Annotated in this window: 14 protein-coding genes; 2 read left to right on the top strand and 12 right to left on the bottom strand. The window is 70.3% G+C overall.

What is annotated here, in order from left to right:
- Positions 1 to 103 precede the first annotated feature (103 nt).
- The 6 genes from LXM50_RS17535 to LXM50_RS17560 form a co-directional block, all read right to left on the bottom strand.
- Positions 104 to 5,125, bottom strand: a complete 5,022-nt coding sequence (locus LXM50_RS17535; protein ID WP_233312769.1) for an ExeM/NucH family extracellular endonuclease — start codon at positions 5,123 to 5,125, stop codon at positions 104 to 106.
- Positions 5,126 to 5,388: 263 nt separating this feature from the next.
- Entirely contained in the window at positions 5,389 to 6,153 is a 765-nt protein-coding gene (locus LXM50_RS17540) for an SURF1 family protein (RefSeq protein ID WP_233312813.1), read from the bottom strand.
- Between the two features lie 88 nt (positions 6,154 to 6,241).
- Positions 6,242 to 7,363 (bottom strand): GuaB3 family IMP dehydrogenase-related protein, encoded by a 1,122-nt coding sequence (locus tag LXM50_RS17545; protein WP_233312770.1) that lies wholly within the window; start codon positions 7,361 to 7,363, stop codon positions 6,242 to 6,244.
- Positions 7,364 to 7,394: 31 nt separating this feature from the next.
- Positions 7,395 to 9,083, bottom strand: coding sequence for an ABC-F family ATP-binding cassette domain-containing protein (locus tag LXM50_RS17550; protein WP_233312771.1), 1,689 nt, complete (start codon positions 9,081 to 9,083; stop codon positions 7,395 to 7,397).
- 54 nt (positions 9,084 to 9,137) lie between these two features.
- On the bottom strand, positions 9,138 to 9,692 hold the full coding sequence (locus tag LXM50_RS17555) for an OsmC family protein (RefSeq protein WP_233312772.1): 555 nt from the start codon (positions 9,690 to 9,692) through the stop codon (positions 9,138 to 9,140).
- Between the two features lie 134 nt (positions 9,693 to 9,826).
- Positions 9,827 to 10,471, bottom strand: a complete 645-nt coding sequence (locus tag LXM50_RS17560) for a TetR/AcrR family transcriptional regulator (protein ID WP_233312773.1) — start codon at positions 10,469 to 10,471, stop codon at positions 9,827 to 9,829.
- Between the two features lie 97 nt (positions 10,472 to 10,568).
- On the opposite strand from LXM50_RS17560, the gene LXM50_RS17565 reads away from it, so the two are divergent.
- Complete coding sequence (locus tag LXM50_RS17565) at positions 10,569 to 12,056, top strand: DHA2 family efflux MFS transporter permease subunit (protein ID WP_233312774.1); 1,488 nt, start codon at positions 10,569 to 10,571, stop codon at positions 12,054 to 12,056.
- A gap of 232 nt (positions 12,057 to 12,288) precedes the next feature.
- Here the strand turns inward: LXM50_RS17565 and guaB are convergent, their stop codons facing one another.
- The 5 genes from guaB to groES form a co-directional block, all read right to left on the bottom strand.
- A complete protein-coding gene (guaB, locus tag LXM50_RS17570) occupies positions 12,289 to 13,791 on the bottom strand; it encodes an IMP dehydrogenase (RefSeq protein ID WP_233312775.1) in 1,503 nt (500 codons plus the stop codon).
- 174 nt (positions 13,792 to 13,965) lie between these two features.
- On the bottom strand, positions 13,966 to 14,445 hold the full coding sequence (locus tag LXM50_RS17575; protein WP_233312776.1) for a hypothetical protein: 480 nt from the start codon (positions 14,443 to 14,445) through the stop codon (positions 13,966 to 13,968).
- A 165-nt stretch (positions 14,446 to 14,610) separates the two neighbouring features.
- Complete coding sequence (locus LXM50_RS17580; RefSeq protein ID WP_233312777.1) at positions 14,611 to 15,552, bottom strand: helix-turn-helix domain-containing protein; 942 nt, start codon at positions 15,550 to 15,552, stop codon at positions 14,611 to 14,613.
- Between the two features lie 195 nt (positions 15,553 to 15,747).
- Positions 15,748 to 16,707, bottom strand: a complete 960-nt coding sequence (gene rarD / locus LXM50_RS17585; protein WP_233312778.1) for an EamA family transporter RarD — start codon at positions 16,705 to 16,707, stop codon at positions 15,748 to 15,750.
- A gap of 135 nt (positions 16,708 to 16,842) precedes the next feature.
- Positions 16,843 to 17,139, bottom strand: a complete 297-nt coding sequence (groES, locus tag LXM50_RS17590) for a co-chaperone GroES (protein WP_231090549.1) — start codon at positions 17,137 to 17,139, stop codon at positions 16,843 to 16,845.
- A 168-nt stretch (positions 17,140 to 17,307) separates the two neighbouring features.
- Between groES and LXM50_RS17595 the strand changes: the two genes are divergently transcribed.
- Positions 17,308 to 18,504, top strand: a complete 1,197-nt coding sequence (locus LXM50_RS17595) for a class I SAM-dependent methyltransferase (RefSeq protein ID WP_233312779.1) — start codon at positions 17,308 to 17,310, stop codon at positions 18,502 to 18,504.
- A gap of 1 nt (position 18,505) precedes the next feature.
- Here LXM50_RS17595 and LXM50_RS17600 read toward each other — a convergent pair whose 3' ends face one another.
- Positions 18,506 to 19,699 (bottom strand): hypothetical protein, encoded by a 1,194-nt coding sequence (locus tag LXM50_RS17600; RefSeq protein ID WP_233312780.1) that lies wholly within the window; start codon positions 19,697 to 19,699, stop codon positions 18,506 to 18,508.
- Positions 19,700 to 19,702: the final 3 nt, after the last annotated feature.

Genomic DNA, 19,702 nt, shown 5'->3' on the forward strand with positions numbered 1-19,702 from the left:
TGTGCGCGCTTTCCGGGCACCTGAAGTGCGACCGAAGGCCCCGGGAACGGCGAAGGCCGCCGGATCCGAGGATCCGACGGCCTTCGCGGTCAGCGCGGGAGGATCACTCCGCGCGCAGGCGACGACGGGCCACGATCAGGCCCAGGCCGAGTGCGAGCAGCACCGCGGCGAGGAGCAGGAACGAGCCCGAGTCCGCACCGGTCAGCGCGAGACCGCCGCCGGCCGCGGATCCCGCCGCGGCGACGGTGATCGCCGCGGTGATCTGGGTGCCGTCCGCCAGGATCGCCACCACGTGGTGCTCTCCGGGTGTGGTGCCCGCGGGGATCGTGATGGTCGCCGAGAACGCGCCGTCCGCGTCGGTCGTCACAGATCCCAGGGAGACCGGGGTGGAGTGCAGTTCGAGCGCGACGGCCTGGTTCTCATCGAGACCCGAGCCCGCGATCGTGATGCTGCCGCCCGCGGCGACCGAGGAGGAGCCGAGCTTGAGCTGGCCCTTCCCGCGCACCACGGTGACGGCGGCGGTCGCCTCGTCGCCGTCGGCCTGGGTCGCGGCGACGAGGTAGTCGCCGCCCTTGGTCGAGCGCGGCACCACCGGCGACACGGAGAACGAGCCGTCACCGCCGACCTTGACGGTGCCGAGGTCGATGACCGTGCCCTTCTTGCCCTGCTCGCGCAGCTGCAGCGTCAGCGTCTCGCCGGGCTCGAAGGCCTGGCCGGTCAGCGTCAGCTTCTCGCCCGCGAGGACCTTGGCCGCGCCGACCGAGACGGTGCCGTTGAAGGATCCGGTGTCGGATCCGGCGACCGTGATCGGCAGCTGCACCGCGGTGCCGGTGCCGGCGACCGAGACGTGCAGCGCCTGCGCACCGGTCACGCCCTCGGGGATCGTGAACGTCAGCGTGGCCGTGCCCGCCTCGTCGTAGGCGTCCAGAGACATGGCCGGGTTCACCGGCGCGGTGGCCAGGTCCTTGCCGCCGAGCGAGACCGTGACGTCACCGGGCGCCTTCTCCCCCGCGGTGAACGCGAGCGAGCTGAGGTTCAGCGTGACGCTCTCCCCTGCCTTGTAACCGGCCGCGTCGGCGGGAGCGGAGAGCACCGTGCCGACCGCGCGCTGGGCGAGGTCAGGGGATGCTGTCTTGTTCGCCGCGAACCAGTCGACCATCGACTGCAGGTCCACCTTGCCGGTGTCCTTCTTGTCGGTGCCCTTCTGGAACGCGGTGAACGCGTCACCGCCCGCCGCGAGGAAGGCGTTCGCGCCCACGGTGTAGGTCGCGGCCGGATCGATCGGAGCGCCGTTCACCAGGATGCGCGTGATGTGCGAACCCGCCGCGGCGGCCGGGTCGTACGTGTAGGTCAGCTCCTTGGAGACGCCCAGCTTGAGGAACGGACGCGCCGAACCGGCGGGCTGCCACTGCTGCTCGAGCACCTGCTTCACCTGCGCTCCGGTGAGCTTCACCGTCATGAGCGTATTGGCGAAGGGCTGCACGGTCGCAGCCTCCTTGTAGCTGACGCTGCCGTCCGCGTCCCCCGCGCCGCTCGACGCGTAGGTGAGGTTGGCACGCAGACCGCCCGGGTTCATGACCGCGAAGTCCGCGCCGGTCGACCACTTCTGCACGTCGGCGACGAAGTTGCCCAAGGTGGACTCGCCGCCGCGATTCTCCGTCTTGCCGTCGCTCTGACGGGCCCGGTTGAAGTCGGCGGTGATGTCGCCGAGCTTGACCGAACCCAGCTCCGCGGCCTTCGCCTTGGCGGCGTCGACGATCGCCTGCACCTTCGGGTCGGCCGGGAAGGCGGGCTTGCCGCCCACCGTGAGCGGCTTGATCTCGTTGGTGATCGAGAGGAGCTTCTTGCTCGTCGGGTCGACCTTGATGTCCATCAGGCCCAGGTTTTCGCCGTACTGCCCGGCCGAGACCACCGGACGCCCGTCGATCACGTGGTTGTACGCGAGGTGCGTGTGCGCAGAGACGATCGCGTTGACGTCCTTCGAGACGCCGTTCACGATCTCGCCCAGACGCGACTCGGGGGTGATGCTGGCCACGTCGGTCGTGGTCGCCCCCTCGTGCACGAGCAGGATGATCACGTCGGCCTCGCCGTTGGAGGCGTCGCCGTCGCGCAGTTGCTTCGCGACCTTGTTCACCGACTCGGGGATGCTGCGGACCTCGAGGCCCTTCATCCCGTCCGGCGAGACGAGGGTCGGCAGGTCCTCGGTGACGGCTCCGATGAAGCCCACCTTGACGCCCTTGATGTCCTTGACCCAGGCCGGGGTGAGCGCGGGCTCGCCGGTGGCGGTCAGGAACACGTTCGAGCTGAGGTAGGTCCAGTCGGCGCGCTTCTCCACACGGTCGCGGAGGTCGGCGTAACCCTGGTCGAACTCGTGGTTGCCTGCCGCGCTCACATCGAGACCGGCCGCGTTGAGCGCGTCGATCGTCGGGTTGTCCTGCTGGATGAAGGATGTGAACGTGGAGGCGCCGATGAGGTCGCCCGCGGCCGCGAAGATCGTGTTCGGGTTCTGGGCCCGGATCTGCTCGACCGCTCCGGCCAGCACCGCGGCTCCGGCGGCGGCGCCGTCGGCCTCGATGCGACCGTGGAAGTCGTTGATCGTCGCGACGTTGATGTCGATCGGATCCGCCGCGCCCTTGACGCCGACGAGGATCGGGTCGTGGTCGCTGGAGCGGTACGGAGTGCCCGCCTCGGTGGCCGCGAACGCGTAGCCGCGGTCGCTCCACTCGGGCGAGTTGATGTTCCACACTCCGGCGCCGGTGATGGCCTTCGCCGCGGAGGGCGACGCGATCACGTGGTCCAGGGATCCGAGCTCGCCGTCGAAGGAGTAGGTGTACTGGCCCGCGGCGTGCGTCGGCTCGACATCGGTCCACCCTGCCTGGGTGAAGACGTCGATCGGGTCCTCCTTGCCGTAGGCATTGAAGTCGCCGACGAGGAAGACGTCATCGCTGCCCGAGTCCTTCTGCACCTTCTGCGCGAACGCGAGCTCGGCCTTGGCCTGGGCGACGCGGTCGGCGTTGAAGAAGCCCTGCCCGTCGGCCGGCTCGGGGCCCGCGTTCTGCGGCGGGGACTTCGACTTCAGGTGCGTCGTGACAACGGAGAGGATGCGGCCCTGAGCGGTCTGGAACGTCTGCGCGATCGGCTCGCGGGCGTTGCCGAAGACGGTCTCGTCGACGATGGTCGACGCGTCGCCCTTGAGCGTGACGGACGCCTTCTTGTAGATGATCGCGGTCGTGATCGCGTCGGTGATCGACGGGTCGTTCAGCGCCGCGGGCGTGCGGACGTAATCCCACACCTCGGATCCGGCCGCGTCGTTGAGCCCCTGCACGAGGTTCTTGAGCGGCGCGTCGAGGGCGAGACCGAACTTCGGTCCGTTCTCGACCTCCATGAGACCGACGACGTCGGCGCCCAGCCCGTTGATCGCCGAAACGATCTTGGAGCGCTGGATCTGGAACTGCGCGTCGGTCTTGGCGCCGCGGGCGTTCGCGTCCTGGCTCGAGAGCGTCGTGAAGAAGTTGTAGACGTTGAACGACGCCACCTTCACGTCTCCCCCGACGGCCGGAGGTGCGGCCGGGCGCGGGTTCTCGCTGCCGAAGGTCGGCTTGTGCGACGCATCGCTGGTGCCGGAGATCGGCACCACCGGCTGCAGGCGCCAGTCGTCGAAGCCGTACTGCAGGATCTCGCCCTCGGCGGGGAAGTTCACGGTGTCGCCGTTGCGAACGACCGTGTCCTTGGTGAAGTACGGCTGGCCGCCGGTGTGGCCGCCCTTGCCGATCTGCGAGGACCAGCCGTCGTCGAGCAGGATCCGGTTCGCTCGGTTCGCGGCGGTGATCGCGTCGGCGTCGGCGCCGGGGCGAGCGAGCTCGGTGGCCTTGACGTTGAGCTTGTCACCCGCGTTGAGCCACAGCGCGCCGTAGTTGTAGAGCTGGTGGCTGGAGGCGAGCTTGTAGGTGCCGGTGGGCGCGACGAGCATGTTCTCGTACGCCTCACGGTCGGCGCCGCGCACGCTGTCGGGCAGCGCGACCGGCTGCGGCACGCCGACGCCGGCCTTAACGACGGAGACGTCTCCGACCGCGGCCGGGTTGATCTGGGTCTGGCCGAAGTACTCGGAGACCTTGCCGGTCACGGTGACGAGGTCGCCGCGGGCGATGGACGGGGCCAGCGCGTTGAGGTAGACGAAGATGCCGTCCGAGGCGCCGTCGGTCTTGACGTCGCCGCCCGTGCCTTCGGTCTGGATGCTGATGCCCTTGTACCCGCCGGTGCGGTAGTCGCCCGTCACGATGCCCTGCACCGTGACGGTCTGGTCGACGAACGGCGAGGTGTCGGTCGTGCCCTGGACCTCGGCGATGGTCTTGGTCTCGCCCGGGGCCTGGGTATCGGTCGGCGTCGGGGTGGGGGTCGGCTCGGGGCCCGTGCCGGGGTCGGTCGGGAACTCGGCCGCCGCGGACGTGTTCTTCGGGGTGAGCGTGGCGGACAGCGTGAAGTCGGCGCTGTTCGAATCCGAGTCGGCCCCGTTCGTCCGGTTGAGGGACTTGACGTCGGTGTTGCCTGCGGGGGCCGTGGCCGCCGCACCTTCGAAGGTGTTGGACGCGCCGTAGCCGAGCAGGTCGATCACGTCGGCGTTACCGGCGACGGATCCGGTCGGGAGGCTGATCGCCGTTGCGCCCTTGACCAGGGCGATCGTGCCGGAAGCGCCGCTCGGGTTCAGGGTGCTGGTCGCGTCGGGCGTGGGCAGGGCCGCGCCGTTCGATCCGTTGCTGCTGCCCTGGATGAGGTAGTAGCTGCCGGCCGCGATCGTACCGGAGAGCGCGACGGTACCGTTCGAGTTCCCGGTTCCGGCCGCCGAGCGGTACTGCAGGGACAGCCCGTCGAGCGTGACGGCCGTGTGCGTCGGGTTGTAGAGCTCCACGAACTTGTTCGTGTAGGCCGCGCCGGCGCTGCCGCCGGAGAGGTAGGCCTCGTTGATCACGACACCGGTGCCGGTCGTGTCGGCGAACGCCGGGACGGCTGCCAGGCAGCCGAAGCTCAGCGCGGCGACGGTGGTCGCGGCGAGGGCGCCGAGTCGCGCCCCTCTTCTGCGGAACGACGAGGGGACCATGCGGTTCCCATCATCGGGGACGGACTTCATCAGCGCTGCCTCCACGGAACGGATGCGACGGCTCCCGGTCGGGACCGTCGGTGCGCGGCGCATTCGGGCAGCCGCACACCTCACCGACGATAGGCGAGCCTATGGACCCTCTTCAAGGAAGATATGCACTGGCTGAAAGCTGTTCATCGGCTCGTCACCAACGGAGCACTGGGGTCGCGTCCCTCGGCCCGCGCGAACGCGCATCGGCGTAACCTCCCGCGCTCAGACGCGCACTCCGGCGCGCGCAGACGAGCGGGGGCGACTCAGTCGGCGGTGCCGCGCCGCTCGTCGAAGTCCTCGACCTCTCGCTCCCAGGCGTCCTTCGCGAGGCGGTACCAGAGGTAGAACGCGAAGCCGGCGAAGATCGCCCACTCCACGGCGTAGAAGATGTTCAGCCAGTTGACCGAGGAGTGCTCCTCCGGCGCCGGCGAGGAGATCGTGTCGAGACCGCCGAGCGGGGTGCCGGAGGCGAGGTACGGCCGGTACACGTTCAACTCCGCGGTGTCATGCCAGAAGCCGAGCAGCGCCGCCGGCGACATGCGGTCCATGCGGGCAGGCTGATCCTGCGGGGGCGCGACGGGCCCCTCGTCGGAGATGAGGCGACCGGTGGCGGTGAGAACGGATCCGTCTGCGGTCTTCTCCAGCCTCTGCACCGCGGCCTGGGCGGCTTTCTCGTCAGGCGCCCAGCCGATCGCGACGGCGAGGGAGGTAGGCTTCGCGGTGCCGGCGATGCGCAGCTGCCCGGTCACCCAGTAGCCCTCGACGCCGTCGTTGAAACGCGACGAGACGATGAGGAAGTCACCCGGGATCCAGGATCCGCTGGTCCGGGTCCGCTGGCCGACCAGCGGCGCGTCCAGATAGGCGCCCGGCTTCACGACCTGGTCGATCGGCAGCACCTTCTCGGTCGCCCCGGGCGGCGGCGGGTTGGTGTCGATGGCGCGGCCGAGCTGCCACTGGCCGAGCCAGGCGAACACGCCGGCCACCACGAGGCACAGCAGCAGCATGCCGATCCAGCGGCCACGCAGCATGACCTCGCGCAGGGTCGGCGGAAACTCCTGAGCCGGAACGGCGGGGTGCTGCGAAGACGACACGGGGCGGTTCAAGAACGGCGGACGTTCAGGACTCGTACGGCGAGAGCACGACCTCGACGCGCTGGAATTCCTTGAGGTCGGAGTATCCCGTGGTCGCCATGGACTTGCGCAGTGCGCCGATGAGGTTGGCGGTGCCGTCGGCCACCGGGGCCGGGCCGTAGAGGATCTCCTCGAGCGTCGCGACGCCGTCGACCGCCACGCGCCGACCGCGCGGAAGCTTCGGGTGGTGCGCCTCGGGTCCCCAGTGGAAGCCCTGGCCCGGGGCGTCGGTGGCACGCGCGAGCGCGACACCGAGCATGACCGCATCCGCGCCCATCGCGAGAGCCTTGACGATGTCGCCCGAGGTGCCGACGCCGCCGTCGGCGATCACGTGCACGTAGCGGCCGCCCGACTCGTCGAGGTAGTCGCGGCGCGCGGCGGCGACGTCGGAGACCGCGGTCGCCATCGGCGCGTGGATGCCCAGCGTGGCGCGCGTGGTCGAGGCCGCTCCCCCGCCGAAGCCGACGAGCACGCCCGCCGCGCCCGTGCGCATGAGATGCAGAGCCGCGGTGTAGGTGGCGGCGCCGCCGACGATCACCGGGACGTCGAGGTCGTAGATGAACTTCTTCAGGTTGAGCGGCTCGGCGACGCTCGACACGTGCTCGGCGGAGACGGTCGTACCGCGGATGACGAAGAGGTCGACGCCCGCCTCGACGACGGTCTGGTAGAGCTCCTGGGTGCGCTGCGGCGTGAGGGATCCGGCGACCGTGACACCGGCGTCGCGGATCTCGGCCAGGCGCGCCTTGATCAGCTCCGGCTTGATCGGCTCGGCGTACAGCTCCTGCATGCGCGAGGTCGCCGTCGCCTCGTCGAGGCCGGCGATCTCGGCGAGCAGCGGCTGCGGATCCTCGTACCGGGTCCACAGGCCCTCGAGGTCGAGCACACCGAGGCCGCCGAGCTGACCCAGCATGATCGCCGTGCGGGGGCTGATCACCGAGTCCATCGGGGCGCCGAGCACCGGGATCTCGAACGGGAACGCGTCGATCGTCCACGCGGTGGAGACGTCCTCCGGGTTGCGGGTGCGCCGCGAGGGCACCACCGCGATGTCGTCGAACGTGTATGCGCGACGCGCGCGCTTGCCTCGGCCGAGCTCGATCTCCTGAGTCACGACCCCAGCCTACCCGGGTTGCCTCTGCCGCTCAGCGGGTGCGCGCGACCCGGCGCTCGTCCCACACCGGAGCGTCCGACTCGTAGACCCCGCCGTCCTCGCCGAACACCAGGAAGCGGTCGAACGAGCGCGCGAACCAGCGGTCGTGGGTGACCGCGACGACCGTGCCCTCGAACCGCGCGATCGCATCCTCGAGGGCCTCGGCCGACTCGAGGTCGAGGTTGTCCGTGGGCTCGTCGAGCAGCAGCAGCGTCGCACCGGAGAGCTCGAGCAGCAGCACCTGGAACCGGGCCTGCTGCCCGCCGGAGAGCTGCGCGAACTCCTGCTGCGCCTGCCGCACCAGCCCGTAACGGTCCAGCGCCGAGCTCGCGGCGTCGCGGGGCATGCCCGTCCTGCGGTCGTCACCCCGGTGCAGGATCTCCAGCAGGGTGCGCCCGGCGAACTCCGGATGCGCGTGCGTCTGGGCGAACAGGCCGGGCACGACGCGGGCGCCGAGCACCGCCGCACCGGTGTGGGCGACCTCGTCCAGCCGCTCCCCCGCGCCGGTGAGGTGTCCGAGAGTCGGATCCGGGTCGCTGCCGCCGCGGGCCAGCAGCCGCAGGAAGTGCGACTTGCCGGATCCGTTCGACCCCAGCACGGCGACACGATCGCCGAACCAGAGCTCGGCGTCGAAGGGGCGCATGAGGCCGGTCAGCTCGAGGCCTGTGCAGACGATCGCGCGCTTGCCCGTGCGCGCACCCCGCAGCCGCATGTCGAAGTCCTGCGCGGGCGGGCGCTCCTCGGGCGGTCCCGCCTCCTCGAACTTGCGCAGCCTCGTCTGCGCCGCCTGGTAGCGCGAGGCGAAGCCGTCGTTCGCGGCGGCCTTGACCTTGAGGTTCGCGACCAGGGTCTTCAGCTTCTCGTGCTGCTCATCCCAGCGTCGGCGCAGCTCGTCGAGCCGGTCCATCCGGTCGGTCCGCGCCTGATGGTAGGTCGCGAACCCGCCGCCGTGCACCCACGCGGTCGCGCCCGCGCCGCCCGGCTCGAGCGTCACGATGCGGTCGGCCGCCCTGGCGAGCAGTTCGCGGTCGTGCGAGACGAGCAGCACCGTCTTCTGGGTCTCCCGCAGCCGTTCCTCGAGCCAGCGCTTGCCCGGTACATCGAGGTAGTTGTCGGGCTCGTCGAGCAGCAGCACGTCGTCAGGACCGCGCAGCAGCGCCTCGAGGGCGAGCCGCTTCTGCTCGCCGCCGGACAGGGTCGCGAGATCGCGGAATCGCGCCCGCTCGAACGGGACGCCGAGAGCGGCGACCGCGCACTGGTCCCACACCGTCTCGTGCTCGTACCCGCCGGCATCCGCGTACTCCGCGATCGCGGTCGCGTACCGCATCTGCGTGGGCTCGGCGTCGTCCTCGATGAGGGCGTTCTCGGCGGCCTCGAGCGCCTCGGCCGCCGCCCTGATGCGCGCGGGCGCGACCGCGATGAGCAGCTCGTGCACGGTCTGCCCCTCGTGGCCGTGACCCACGAACTGATCCATCACACCGAGGGATCCGTCGATCGTCACGACCCCGGCGTCCGGCGCCTGTTCGCCACGGATGATCCGCAGGATCGTGGACTTGCCGGCCCCGTTCGGTCCGATCAGGGCGCTGGTGGATCCGGCGCCGACGCGGAACGAGGCCTCGTCGAGCAGGGGGCGGCCGTCGGGCAGGGTGAGCGAGACGCCGGCGACATCGATGTATCCCACGGTGGTGGTCCTTCCGCCCGCGCGCGTGTGCGCAATGGCGAGCCGACCAGGCTATCAGGCGAGAAGGGCGCCCGAGGTCGGCACCGGGTTCGCGAACAGGTCGAGCACCGGGCAGTGCTCCTCGACGACGGCGCGGAGCCGCTCGTAGTCCAGGGCGGAGTTCGGACCGGTGATGTCGACCCGCACGCGGACGTCGTGGAACCCGGCGCGTCCGGACTCATCGATGCCGAAGAGCTTGCGCACGTCGAGGTCGCCCTCGGCCGTGATCTCGATCTCGTCGATCGTGAGGCCGAGAGCCTGGGCGTAGAGCCGGAACACGACGACCTGACACGAGACGAGGGCACCCAACGCGTACTCGACGGGGCTGGCGGCGGCGTCATCGCCGGCGAGCCCGGCCGGCTCGTCCACGAGGAACGTGTGCTTACCCGCACGGATCTCGGTGCCCACGGATCCGATGCCCCGTCCCACGACCTTGTATGTCAGCTGCGCGTTCGCGGGGTCGGCGGCGATGCGCTCGTTCCATGCGGAGCCGGCGTCGTTCAGACGCTCCGCGCGCTGCTCGGGCGTGACGTCGGCGATAGGGGCGGTGGTGTCCTGGAGGAGAGTCATGGCGTGACCATATTCGGCTCCCGCACCCCGGCGCCGCAGGTCCGTCATCGACGGACATCCGCCGTCATGCGGCGTCGCGAGACCTCCTGCGGCGCCGCGGCGCCGACGCCCCGGCTCCGAGCCTGATGCGGCTACTAGAGCCGGTGCTCGTTGCGCGGCAGCACCTCGAGCACATGCGGCAGCTTGTTCGGGAAGCACGCCCGGAACAGCTCGGTGATCTGCGGATCGGATCCGTAGTCGTCCACGATCCGGAGTCCGATCATGGTGCTGATCAGCATGCCCTCGGCGAGGAAGGTGCGGGCCTCGTCTGCGTCGAGGCCCATGTCATCGCGGAAGAAGCGCCACACCTTCGCGAATCCCTGGCGCGCGGCGGCGCCGATGGCCGGGTTGCTGCCGAGGAGGTAGGCGTGCGCGAGCGTCTGATGCAGGCCGCGCACCTCAATGAGGTCGACGTACGCCTCGCCGATGCGCTTGCCCAGCGGGCGCTCGCCCCCCTCGTCGGACGCCACGAGCGCCTCGCGGAAGACAGTGAGAAGGCGGTCGAGGGCGAACTCGATCGTCGCGAGGAAGAGGTTCTCCTTGGATCCGAACAGACGCACGACGTACGGCTGGCTGACGCCGGCGGCCTTGGCCACCTGGTCGGTGGTGGCGCCCTCGTAGCCGCGGGATCCGAAGACGGTGAGCGCCGCGAGGATGATCTGCGCGCGACGCTCCTGGGAGGAGAGGCGGCGACCGGAGTCCTCGCCGATGCCGGTGTCCGTGGGCGCTGCGGAGGTCATGGCGAAAGGTTATCAGCGAATGACTTGACTTTGTAATCATACGATTACTACATTGACTCCAGCGCTAGTAATCATCCAATTACAACTGGAGCTTCCCATGACCGTTCCCTCACCCGCCCCGGCCGCTCGCCGGAGCCGCGCCGCTCTCGCTCCGCGGCGATCGCGCCCGGTCGCGCTCGTCATCGCCGCCGCCTCCCTGCCAATGTTCATGGCGACCCTCGACAACCTCGTCATGACCAACGCCCTGCCCGTGCTGCACCGCGAGATGGGCGCCACGATCGAGCAGCTGCAGTGGTTCGTGAACGCCTACACCCTGGCTTTCGCCGGGGCGATCCTCGTCGCCTCCGCGCTCGGCGACAGGTTCGGCCGCCGCACCGTGTTCGCCCTCGGCATCGCGCTGTTCGGGGCGGGCTCGCTGTTCGCGGCGCTCAGCACCGACCCTAGTCAGCTCATCGCCGCCCGCGCCGTGCAGGGGCTGGGCGCCGCCGCCGTCATGCCGCTGTCGCTCGCGCTGCTCACCGGCGCGGTGCCTGCCGCCCGCCGCCCGCTCGCGATCGGCATCTGGGGCGGTGTCTCCGGACTCGGCGTCGCCGTCGGCCCGCTCATCGGCGGCGCGATCATGGAGGGCTGGAACTGGCAGGCGATCTTCTGGATCAACGTGCCCGTCGCGGTGATCGCGATCCCGCTCGCCCTGCTCGTGCTGGGCAACGACTTCGGCGCCCGCGTGCGCATCGACGTGCCGGGCGCGGTGCTCGCGGCCGGTGGCGTGCTCGCGCTCGTGCATGCGATCGTGCGCGGCAACGACGACGGCTGGGACACGATCGGCGTGATCGCCGAGCTCGCCCTGGGCGGCGCGCTCGTGATCGCGTTCCTGGTCTGGCAGCTGCGTTCGGCCACGCCGCTGGTGCCGCTGCGACTGTTCCGGGACCGGTCGTTCTCGCTCACGAACGTCGTCGGCTTCGCCTTCAGCTTCGGCACGTTCGGATCCGTCTTCATCCTGATCCAATTCCTGCAGGTGGTGCAGGGGGCGACTCCACTCGAGGCCGCCGTGCAGACCACGCCCTGGACGCTCGCCCCGATGTTCGTGGCGCCGCTCGCAGGCCTGATCGCCCCGCGCGTCGGCACCAGGGTCCTGCTCGTGACGGGCCTGCTGCTGCAGGGCATCGCGCTGGGCTGGCTCGCCGCGCTGCTCGCCACGGACGTGCCGTACGCCGCCCTCGTCGCGCCCTTCATCCTCGCCGGCGTCGGCATGGGCCTCGTGTTCGCCCCCTCGGCGACGGCGCTGCTCGCCACGCTCGGCCTCGTCGACCACGCCAAGGCGTCGGGCGTCAACTCCACGCTCCGCGAGCTGGGCGTCGCCCTCGGCACCGCCGTGATGACCGCGATCTTCGTGGGCGCGGGCGGCCAGCTGCTGCCCGACCACTACGTCGACGCCGCCCGCCCCGCCGTGTTCACCGGCGCCGCGGTGCTGCTGGTCGCCACGGTCATCGCGCTCTGGCTGCCGGCCGGCAGGGGCGGGCACGTGGACGATGCGGCCGGCGTCGAGGCGGAGTCCGCTGCACCGGAGCCCGTCGCCGCTGGCTGATCCCCTCGGTGCCCGTCCCGCTCGCTCGCCTGGACTCCGACTCGGCCGTTCGGCTGAGGGATTCCCGGATGGCGGATGGATCCGCTCGGTTCCTTCAGCCATCCGGGAAATGTTCAGTCAGTTGAGTCGCGACCCTGGACTCGCCGATGGCCTGGATCCAAGCCGGTACGGACCATCAGGGGATAGACGAAGGGGCCCGGATCCGATCGGATCCGGGCCCCTTCTGGTCGTCTCAGCGCTTGTAGTTCGGCGCCTCGACCACGATCTGCACGTCGTGCGGGTGCGACTCCTTGAGACCTGCCGCCGTGATGCGGACGAACTTGCCGCGGGTCTTGAGCTCCTCGATCGTGCGCGCTCCGACGTAGAACATCGACTGACGCAGCCCGCCGACAAGCTGGTACGCGACGGCGGAGAGCGGACCGCGGTAGGGCACCTGGCCCTCGATGCCCTCGGGGATGAGCTTGTCGTCGCTGGGCACATCGGCCTGGAAGTAGCGGTCCTTCGAATAGGACGTCTGCTTGCCGCGGGTCTGCATCGCGCCGAGCGAGCCCATGCCGCGATACAGCTTGAACTGCTTGCCGCCCTGGAACACGATCTCGCCCGGGGACTCCTCGGTGCCCGCGAGCAGGGATCCGAGCATCACGGCGTCGGCACCGGCGACGACCGCCTTGGCGATGTCGCCGGAGTACTGCAGACCGCCGTCGGCGATGACCGGGATGCCGGCGGGACGCGCGGCGAGCGACGCCTCGTACACCGCGGTGACCTGCGGCACGCCGACACCGGCGACGATGCGGGTGGTGCAGATCGAGCCCGGGCCGACGCCGACCTTGACGGCGTCCACTCCGGCGTCGACAAGCGCCTGGGCACCCTCACGGGTCGCGACGTTGCCGCCGATGATGTCGATGTGCGCGAAGGATGGATCCGCCTTGAGTCGCTTGACCAGGTCGATCACGCCCTGCGACTGGCCGTTGGCCGTGTCGACGACGAGCACGTCCACGCCCTTGTCGCGCAGCGCCTCGGCTCGCTCCCAGGCGTCACCGAAGAAGCCGATCGCCGCGCCGACGCGGAGCCGGCCCTGGTCGTCCTTGGTGGCCAGCGGGTACTTCTCGCTCTTGTCGAAGTCCTTGATGGTGATCAGACCCGCGAGCTTGCCGTCCGCGTCGATGAGCGGCAGCTTCTCGACGCGGTGCTTTGCGAACAGCGCGATGACCTGCGCGGCCTCGACGCCGACGGGCGCGGTCACGAGGTTCTCGCTCGTCATCACATCACGCGCGAGCGTGGTCTGCTTGGCGGATCCGGAGACGAAGCGCATGTCGCGATTCGTGACGATGCCGACCAGACGGCCGTCGGGGTCGACGACGGGCAGGCCCGAGATGCGGTACTTGGCGCACATCGCGTCGACCTCGGCGATCGTCGCGTCGGGGGTCGTGGTGATCGGATCGGTGATCATGCCCGACTCGCTGCGCTTGACGCGGTCGACCTGCGCGGCCTGGTCGGCGATCGAGAGGTTGCGGTGCAGGATGCCCAGCCCGCCCTCGCGCGCCATGGCGATCGCCATGCGCGCCTCGGTCACGGTGTCCATCGCGCTGGAGAGCAACGGGGTGGCGACCGAGATGCGGCGCGTCACACGCGAGGAGGTGTCCGCCTCGCTGGGGATCACATCCGTGTGCCCGGGCAGGAGCAGGACGTCATCGTAGGTCAATCCGACAAAACCGAACGGGTCGTGCTGCTCCATGGGTTGCGGGGCTCCTCTTTCTCGCGCGCGTGTATCGATTCTAAGCGCCGCGCCGGGTGGGGTATTCCCAGGAACGGCGCTCTCGCGCGCGACGCGAACGGCCGCCGTCACAGGCACGACGGCGGCCGTTCCCTGAGCGGAGACGACACGGGTGCCGGATCCGCTCCTGACCGTTCAGGCGGTGATGGTCGCGGTGCCGGTTCCGCCCAGCACCTCGGCGGTGATGGTGCCGCCCACAGGGGCGACGTTGTTGAAGGTGACCTTGACCTGGTTGCTCGTCGTGGCCGTCACCTGGAAGATGACGGGGCCGCCGGTGGCCGGGTCGCCGCTGACGAACGTCAGGCCGGAGAGCCCGGAGTACGACGCCGCCGCCGCACCGTTCGCGAAGATGAAGGTGACCAGCGTGCCAGCCTTGAGGGCACCGTCCACGTAGTTGGCGCCGTCGGTGTACTGGCCCTGGATCTTGAAGTTCGGGTTGGTGCCGACCTTGGGATTGGCGGTGGCCGTGACTTCCGCGTAGTTCGCCTCCGGTGCCGTCTCGCTCGCGGCCGCGAGCGGCGCCGCCGCCGCCGCGGCGATGACCGGCAGCGACCACGCGGCGCCCTTGACGATCGTGCGGCGAGGGAAGCCGCGCTCGGAACGGATCTCGGTCATGGGGATGCTCCAGTTCGTTATCGCCTCACGCATACGGACATGCGGGAGCCGTTGAGACCGCTCCCGCGGGTTCGGGGCGGTGGTCCTCCGGTATCCAATCGACCCCGCTCCGCGCTCCCGCCCGCGTTCCCCGACCCGGTCGACCCACGTGCGAATCCGGTCGCGTCAGGTATGAAGACCGTCGGCGACTCCCCCACGTCTTCCGCCGGCCCGCAGGCGCGAGGGCGACGCGAGGCCCTCCGCCGAGATCGCCCGGGCGAGGCTCGAGCCGTTGCTGAATCCGACCCGCGCGGCGATCGCGTCGACGGTCTGCGCCGTGGAGGCGGATTCCTGCAGCAGCGCCACGGCGGCGGCGACGCGGATGCGGCGGATCTCCTGGCGGATCGTCCGACCCGACGGCTGGAACTCGCGTTCGAGGTGACGCAGCGAGACGCTCATCTCGGTGGCCACCGCGGATGGGGTGAGGGCCGCCTCGGTGTACCGCCGCTGGAGGATCGCCAGGGCGCGCAGATGCAGGGAGTGCACTGACGCCACTCCCGCTCTGCCGACCCCTCGCCGGATGGCGACGAGGATCATGTCGCGCAGGATCGGGGCGAAGCGCTCCCGGGAGAGGAGGTCGAGCGGGCCTCCGCTGTGGAGCGTGTGCACGAACGCGGCGATCGGGCCCAGCAGCACCGCGTCCTCGAGGAGGATCGCCGAGTTCCGCGGCAGCGACAGCTCGGGAAACGCGTCCACCGGCATGCCGACGGCGATCACGTCGCTTTCGTGCGATGTCGATATCCGCACCGATGCGGTGCCGGTCACGAGGACGCCCTGGGCGTCGCCGATCTCGACGGGCCCGCTCCTGGACGGGATCCGCACGGGTCCGCCGCGCACCAGAAGCAGCCGCATGCGACCGGCGGCGACGCCCGATGTGCGGTCGGCACCAGGAGGGAGCGCGTGCGCGGCGATGGTGATGTCGCCGAGGATCAGGCGAGGCGGAGATCCGGTGGGAGCGGACCGGGTCGGCTGATCGCCGGGTTCCGCGGCCCACGCCGCATCGCTCTTCGCCCCCGCGGAGCGCAGCCACGCGACGGCGTCGCCGGACGGCGATCGCTGCACCAGCATCTCGCCTCCCCAGGCTCCCCAGCGCCGGTCCGGATCCGCCGCAGACGTGCGTTCGCATCGTGCGGATCGACTCGACCGGTCGGTCTTCGACTCCCTGCAGACGTCGCGTGCGGAGCTTCGGGTCGCTCGTCGACGCATCGTCACATCGAAGGAGCGACCCGCGGGTGAGAAGTGACGCGGACCTGAGGCGGCGCGTCAGGGCACGTGGATCGTGTCGGTGCCGGGGTTCGACTCGTGGACCGTGCCACGGCCGGATCGGATGCGGCGGGCGGCGAGCGCGAGGTCGATCAGGAACACGGCGATCGCGACCCACACGATCGCGAAGCCGATCCACCGTTCGGTCGGCATCGGCTCGTGCATGACGAGCACGCCGACCAGGAACTGCATGATCGGGGTGATGAACTGGATCATGCCGATCACGGTCAGCCCGATCCGGCGGGTTCCCGCGGCGAACAGCAGCAACGGCACCGCGGTGGCGACACCCGCGAAGGCGAGCAGGCTCGCATGCAGCGCACCGTTCGCGCCCATCGTGATCCCCGTGGTGAGACCCACCGCGATCAGCTGCACGACAGCGACCGGCAGCAGCCAGAACGACTCCAGGGTGAGTCCGCTCACGGCGTCGACCGAGGGGCCGATCTTCTTCTTGACGAGCCCGTAGATGCCGAATGAGGCGGTCAGCGAGAGCGCGATCCACGGGAACGTGCCGTGGGCGAAGACGATCACCAGCACCGCGACGGTCGCGATCCCGATCGCGACCCACTGCAGCCGGCGCAGCTTCTCCTTCAGCACGAAGACGCCCAGCAGCATGGTGCCGATCGGGTTGATGAAGTAGCCGAGGCTGGTCTCGACGATCTCGCCGTTCAGGGTGGCGAGGACGAACACCTGCCAGTTGATGTAGATCAGAACCCCGGCGAGCGCCGTCAGCGCGAGCAGCCGCGGCTGCCGGACGATCGCCATCAACGGCTTCCAGCCGCGGGTGATCGCCAGCAGGATGAGGCAGAACACGAAGGAGAGCGCGACCCGCCAGGCGACCAGCTCCCAGGGGCCGGTCGGCGCCAGCAGCAGGAAGTAGAGCGGCAGCACGCCCCACAGCAGGTATGCGCCGATCGCGGAGGCGACGCCCACGGTCTGGGCGCTGCGCGGGGTGGTGGTCACCGGTCAACCCTATTGCCGCAGGAAGGACGCGCGGCCTGCCGAATCCGATCCGCACGCGGATCCGCCTCCGGTCCCCGCCCACGACGAAGGCCCGGATGCACAGGGCATCCGGGCCTTCGAGACGTCAGTGGGCGCTCAGCGCACCACGACGGCGAGCACGTCGCGCGCGGACAGCACGAGGAACTCCTCGGCGCCGAACTTCACCTCGGTGCCGCCGTACTTGCTGTAGAGCACGCGGTCGCCGACGGCGACGTCGAGCGGAACGCGGTTGCCGTTGTCGTCGATGCGACCGGGACCCACGGCCACGACCTCGCCCTCCTGGGGCTTCTCCTTGGCAGTGTCGGGGATGACCAGGCCACTCGCGGTGGTCTGCTCGGCCTCGACCTGCTTGATGACGATGCGGTCCTCGAGCGGCTTGATGGAAACCGACACGGTCTACCTCTTTCTTGACGGTTCAAGACTGATTAGCACCCTCAGCCCGAGAGTGCTAACGACAGTCTAGGCGCATCGCTGGCACTCATGCAATCAGAGTGCCAGTCGCGTGACGTCTCGAGGGGGCAGACGCCGGTCCGCCCACGGCGGACGGATAGCCTGGACCGCGTGGATATGAGCGAACTGCGAACGCTGCTGACGCCCGAGGCGCTGCGGGCGATCGACGAGCTCGGCGAGATCGGATCCACGGATGCGGCCGCCCGCGCTGTCATGCGCCTGCGGTCCGAGGGGCACTCCCCGGAATTCGTGTCCGCCGTGGTCGGCCAGGCGCGGCTGCGCACGAAGGCGGCGGCGAAATTCGGCGAGTTCGCGGACCGGATGCTGTTCACGCGCGCCGGCCTGGAGCAGGCGACCAGGCTCGCGGTCGCCGCACGTCATGCCGGTCGGATGCGCGCCGCCGGGGTCGCGCACGTTTCCGACCTCGGCTGCGGGATCGGCGGCGACGCGCTCGCCTTCGCCGGCGCAGGACTGCGGGTCACGGCCGTGGACGCCGACGAGGTCACGGCCGCGCTGGCGGCGTACAACCTGGCGCCGTTCGGATCCGACGCCGAGGTGCGGCACGGATTCGCGGAGGATCACGCGCCCTCCGAGGGCACCGAGTCGGCGGCGGTGTGGCTGGATCCGGCCCGGCGCACGGCGGGGCATTCCGAGACCCGTCGCGTGGCCGCAGACGACTACTCCCCCTCGCTGGACTGGGCGTTCGCGCTCGCCGCGCACATCCCCACCGGCATCAAGCTCGGGCCCGCCCACGACCGCGACGCGATCCCCGCCGATGTCGAGGCGCAGTGGGTGAGCGCGGACGGCGACGTCGTGGAGCTCGTGCTGTGGTCGGGCGTGCTGGCACGCGAGGGCGTCCGGCGGGCGGCCCTCGTGATCCGCGGCGACCGGGCGCACGAACTGACCGCCCCGGCCGACACCGAGGACGCGGAGGTGCGCGAGCTCGGCGCGTATGTGCACGAGCCCGACGGCGCCGTGATCCGCGCACGCCTGATCGGCGACCTCGCGCGCAGCATCGACGCCGGCATGCTGGATCCGCACATCGCGTATCTGACGTCCGACGCTCCAGCCGACAGCCCGTTCGCGGCGTCGTTCCGGGTGCGCGAGGTGCTGCCGATGAACCCGAAGGCGATCGGGGCCGCCCTCAAGACAGCCGGAATCGGACGCCTGGAGATCAAGAAGCGCGGCGTGGACGTGGATCCGGCCGCGTTCCGCAAGAAGCTGAACCTGCGCGGGGCCGCCGAGGCGACCCTGATCCTCGTGCGCATCGGCGACAGACGGCACGCGATCCTCGCAGACCGGGTCTGACTCAGTTCGCGGCGCCCGCGTTCATCCAGAAGCCCCGGTCCTCCGGGGTGACCACCAGATACTGGCCCGCATAGGGCGGCGCCCAGAATTCGAGGCGCACTGCCGGATGCGCTGCGGTCTGCCCCAGGCTCATGCTGAGCGACGGCTGCTCCTCGCCTGAGAACGGATCCACGGTCACGTCGCTGCTCGGCGCGCAGGTCTTCTGCATGCCGCCGTCCTCCACGACGAGGCATCGGCCGCCGGTCCCGTCGTCGCCGAGCCACACCGGGATCTTTCCGACCCGTCCGACGATCTGCGCATAGACGAGATGGTTCGCCGAGACGACCCTCTTCATCATCGCGCGCTCATCCGCGCTCATTCCCGAGGCGCCGTCGTACATCATCTGGTAGCGGTTCAGCACGGCGAGCGGCTGACCACGCGCGGTCAGGATGATCGTGCCTGCGTAGCCGTCTCCGGATGTGACTCCGGTCAGCTGAGGGGACGCTCCGTCCTGCTGACTGGAGACGTAGAGTGGACGCTCGCCGACCTGCTCGCGGGTCTGGCACTGCTTCTGAGAAGGCGCACCGCTCACATCGAGGATCCCGCAGATCAGGTTCCCGTTCGCCTGCGAGGCGTACCACAGCAGGCCCTCGTGCTCTCGGGCGAGCAGGAGCAGCGACCCGGGGTCGAAGTCGTCGTTCGCAGCCGCGACAGCCGCCTCGCGCGCCCCCTCCCCCTCCCGCAGGGCAAGCCCGATGTCGGGGGGCCTCGGGATCGCGACGCCGATCAGCACGCCGACGAGGAGCAGCCCGGCCAGGCCGCCGACGAGGTAGCGCGGACGCTTCCAGCGGCCCGTCGCGAGCCAGGCCCGGATCCCGGCACGACCCGTCTCGAACAGCCGACGTTGTCCCGTTTCACCGACGACATCGCCGGATCCGTCGGAGGAACGGGACATCATCGGCGGAGCGGGGGCGGCGTGCGGGGGTCCCTCGTTCCGCTGCGTTTCGTCTCGGTCGGCTTCGCCGTCCTCGCTCAACGACCCCGTGGGGAGGGACACAGCGGCCTGCCGCTGCACCGACCCTGTGGGGAGGGGAAGGGCGGCTCGCCGCAGCGCCGTCAAGCGCGCGGCCTCGTCCCGGCTCAGCCCGGAACCGTCCCGGCCGAAGGCACGGCGTTCCAGTTCGCGCCGTTCCTCCTCCTGCGCCGGATCCGTCATGGC

It is taken from the genome of Microbacterium sp. Au-Mic1 (assembly GCF_021341785.1).
GTDB lineage: Bacteria > Actinomycetota > Actinomycetes > Actinomycetales > Microbacteriaceae > Microbacterium.

What these genes read in the sequence shown, in the direction of transcription:
- LXM50_RS17535 (WP_233312769.1), bottom strand. Translation starts at nt 5,125, where the DNA reads ATGAAGTCCGTCCCCGATGATGGGAACCGCATGGTCCCCTCGTCGTTC.
- LXM50_RS17540 (WP_233312813.1), bottom strand. Translation starts at nt 6,153, where the DNA reads ATGCTGCGTGGCCGCTGGATCGGCATGCTGCTGCTGTGCCTCGTGGTG.
- LXM50_RS17555 (WP_233312772.1), bottom strand. Translation starts at nt 9,692, where the DNA reads ATGACTCTCCTCCAGGACACCACCGCCCCTATCGCCGACGTCACGCCC.
- LXM50_RS17560 (WP_233312773.1), bottom strand. Translation starts at nt 10,471, where the DNA reads ATGACCTCCGCAGCGCCCACGGACACCGGCATCGGCGAGGACTCCGGT.
- LXM50_RS17565 (WP_233312774.1), top strand. Translation starts at nt 10,569, where the DNA reads ATGACCGTTCCCTCACCCGCCCCGGCCGCTCGCCGGAGCCGCGCCGCT.
- guaB (WP_233312775.1), bottom strand. Translation starts at nt 13,791, where the DNA reads ATGGAGCAGCACGACCCGTTCGGTTTTGTCGGATTGACCTACGATGAC.
- LXM50_RS17575 (WP_233312776.1), bottom strand. Translation starts at nt 14,445, where the DNA reads ATGACCGAGATCCGTTCCGAGCGCGGCTTCCCTCGCCGCACGATCGTC.
- LXM50_RS17580 (WP_233312777.1), bottom strand. Translation starts at nt 15,552, where the DNA reads ATGCTGGTGCAGCGATCGCCGTCCGGCGACGCCGTCGCGTGGCTGCGC.
- LXM50_RS17600 (WP_233312780.1), bottom strand. Translation starts at nt 19,699, where the DNA reads ATGACGGATCCGGCGCAGGAGGAGGAACGGCGCGAACTGGAACGCCGT.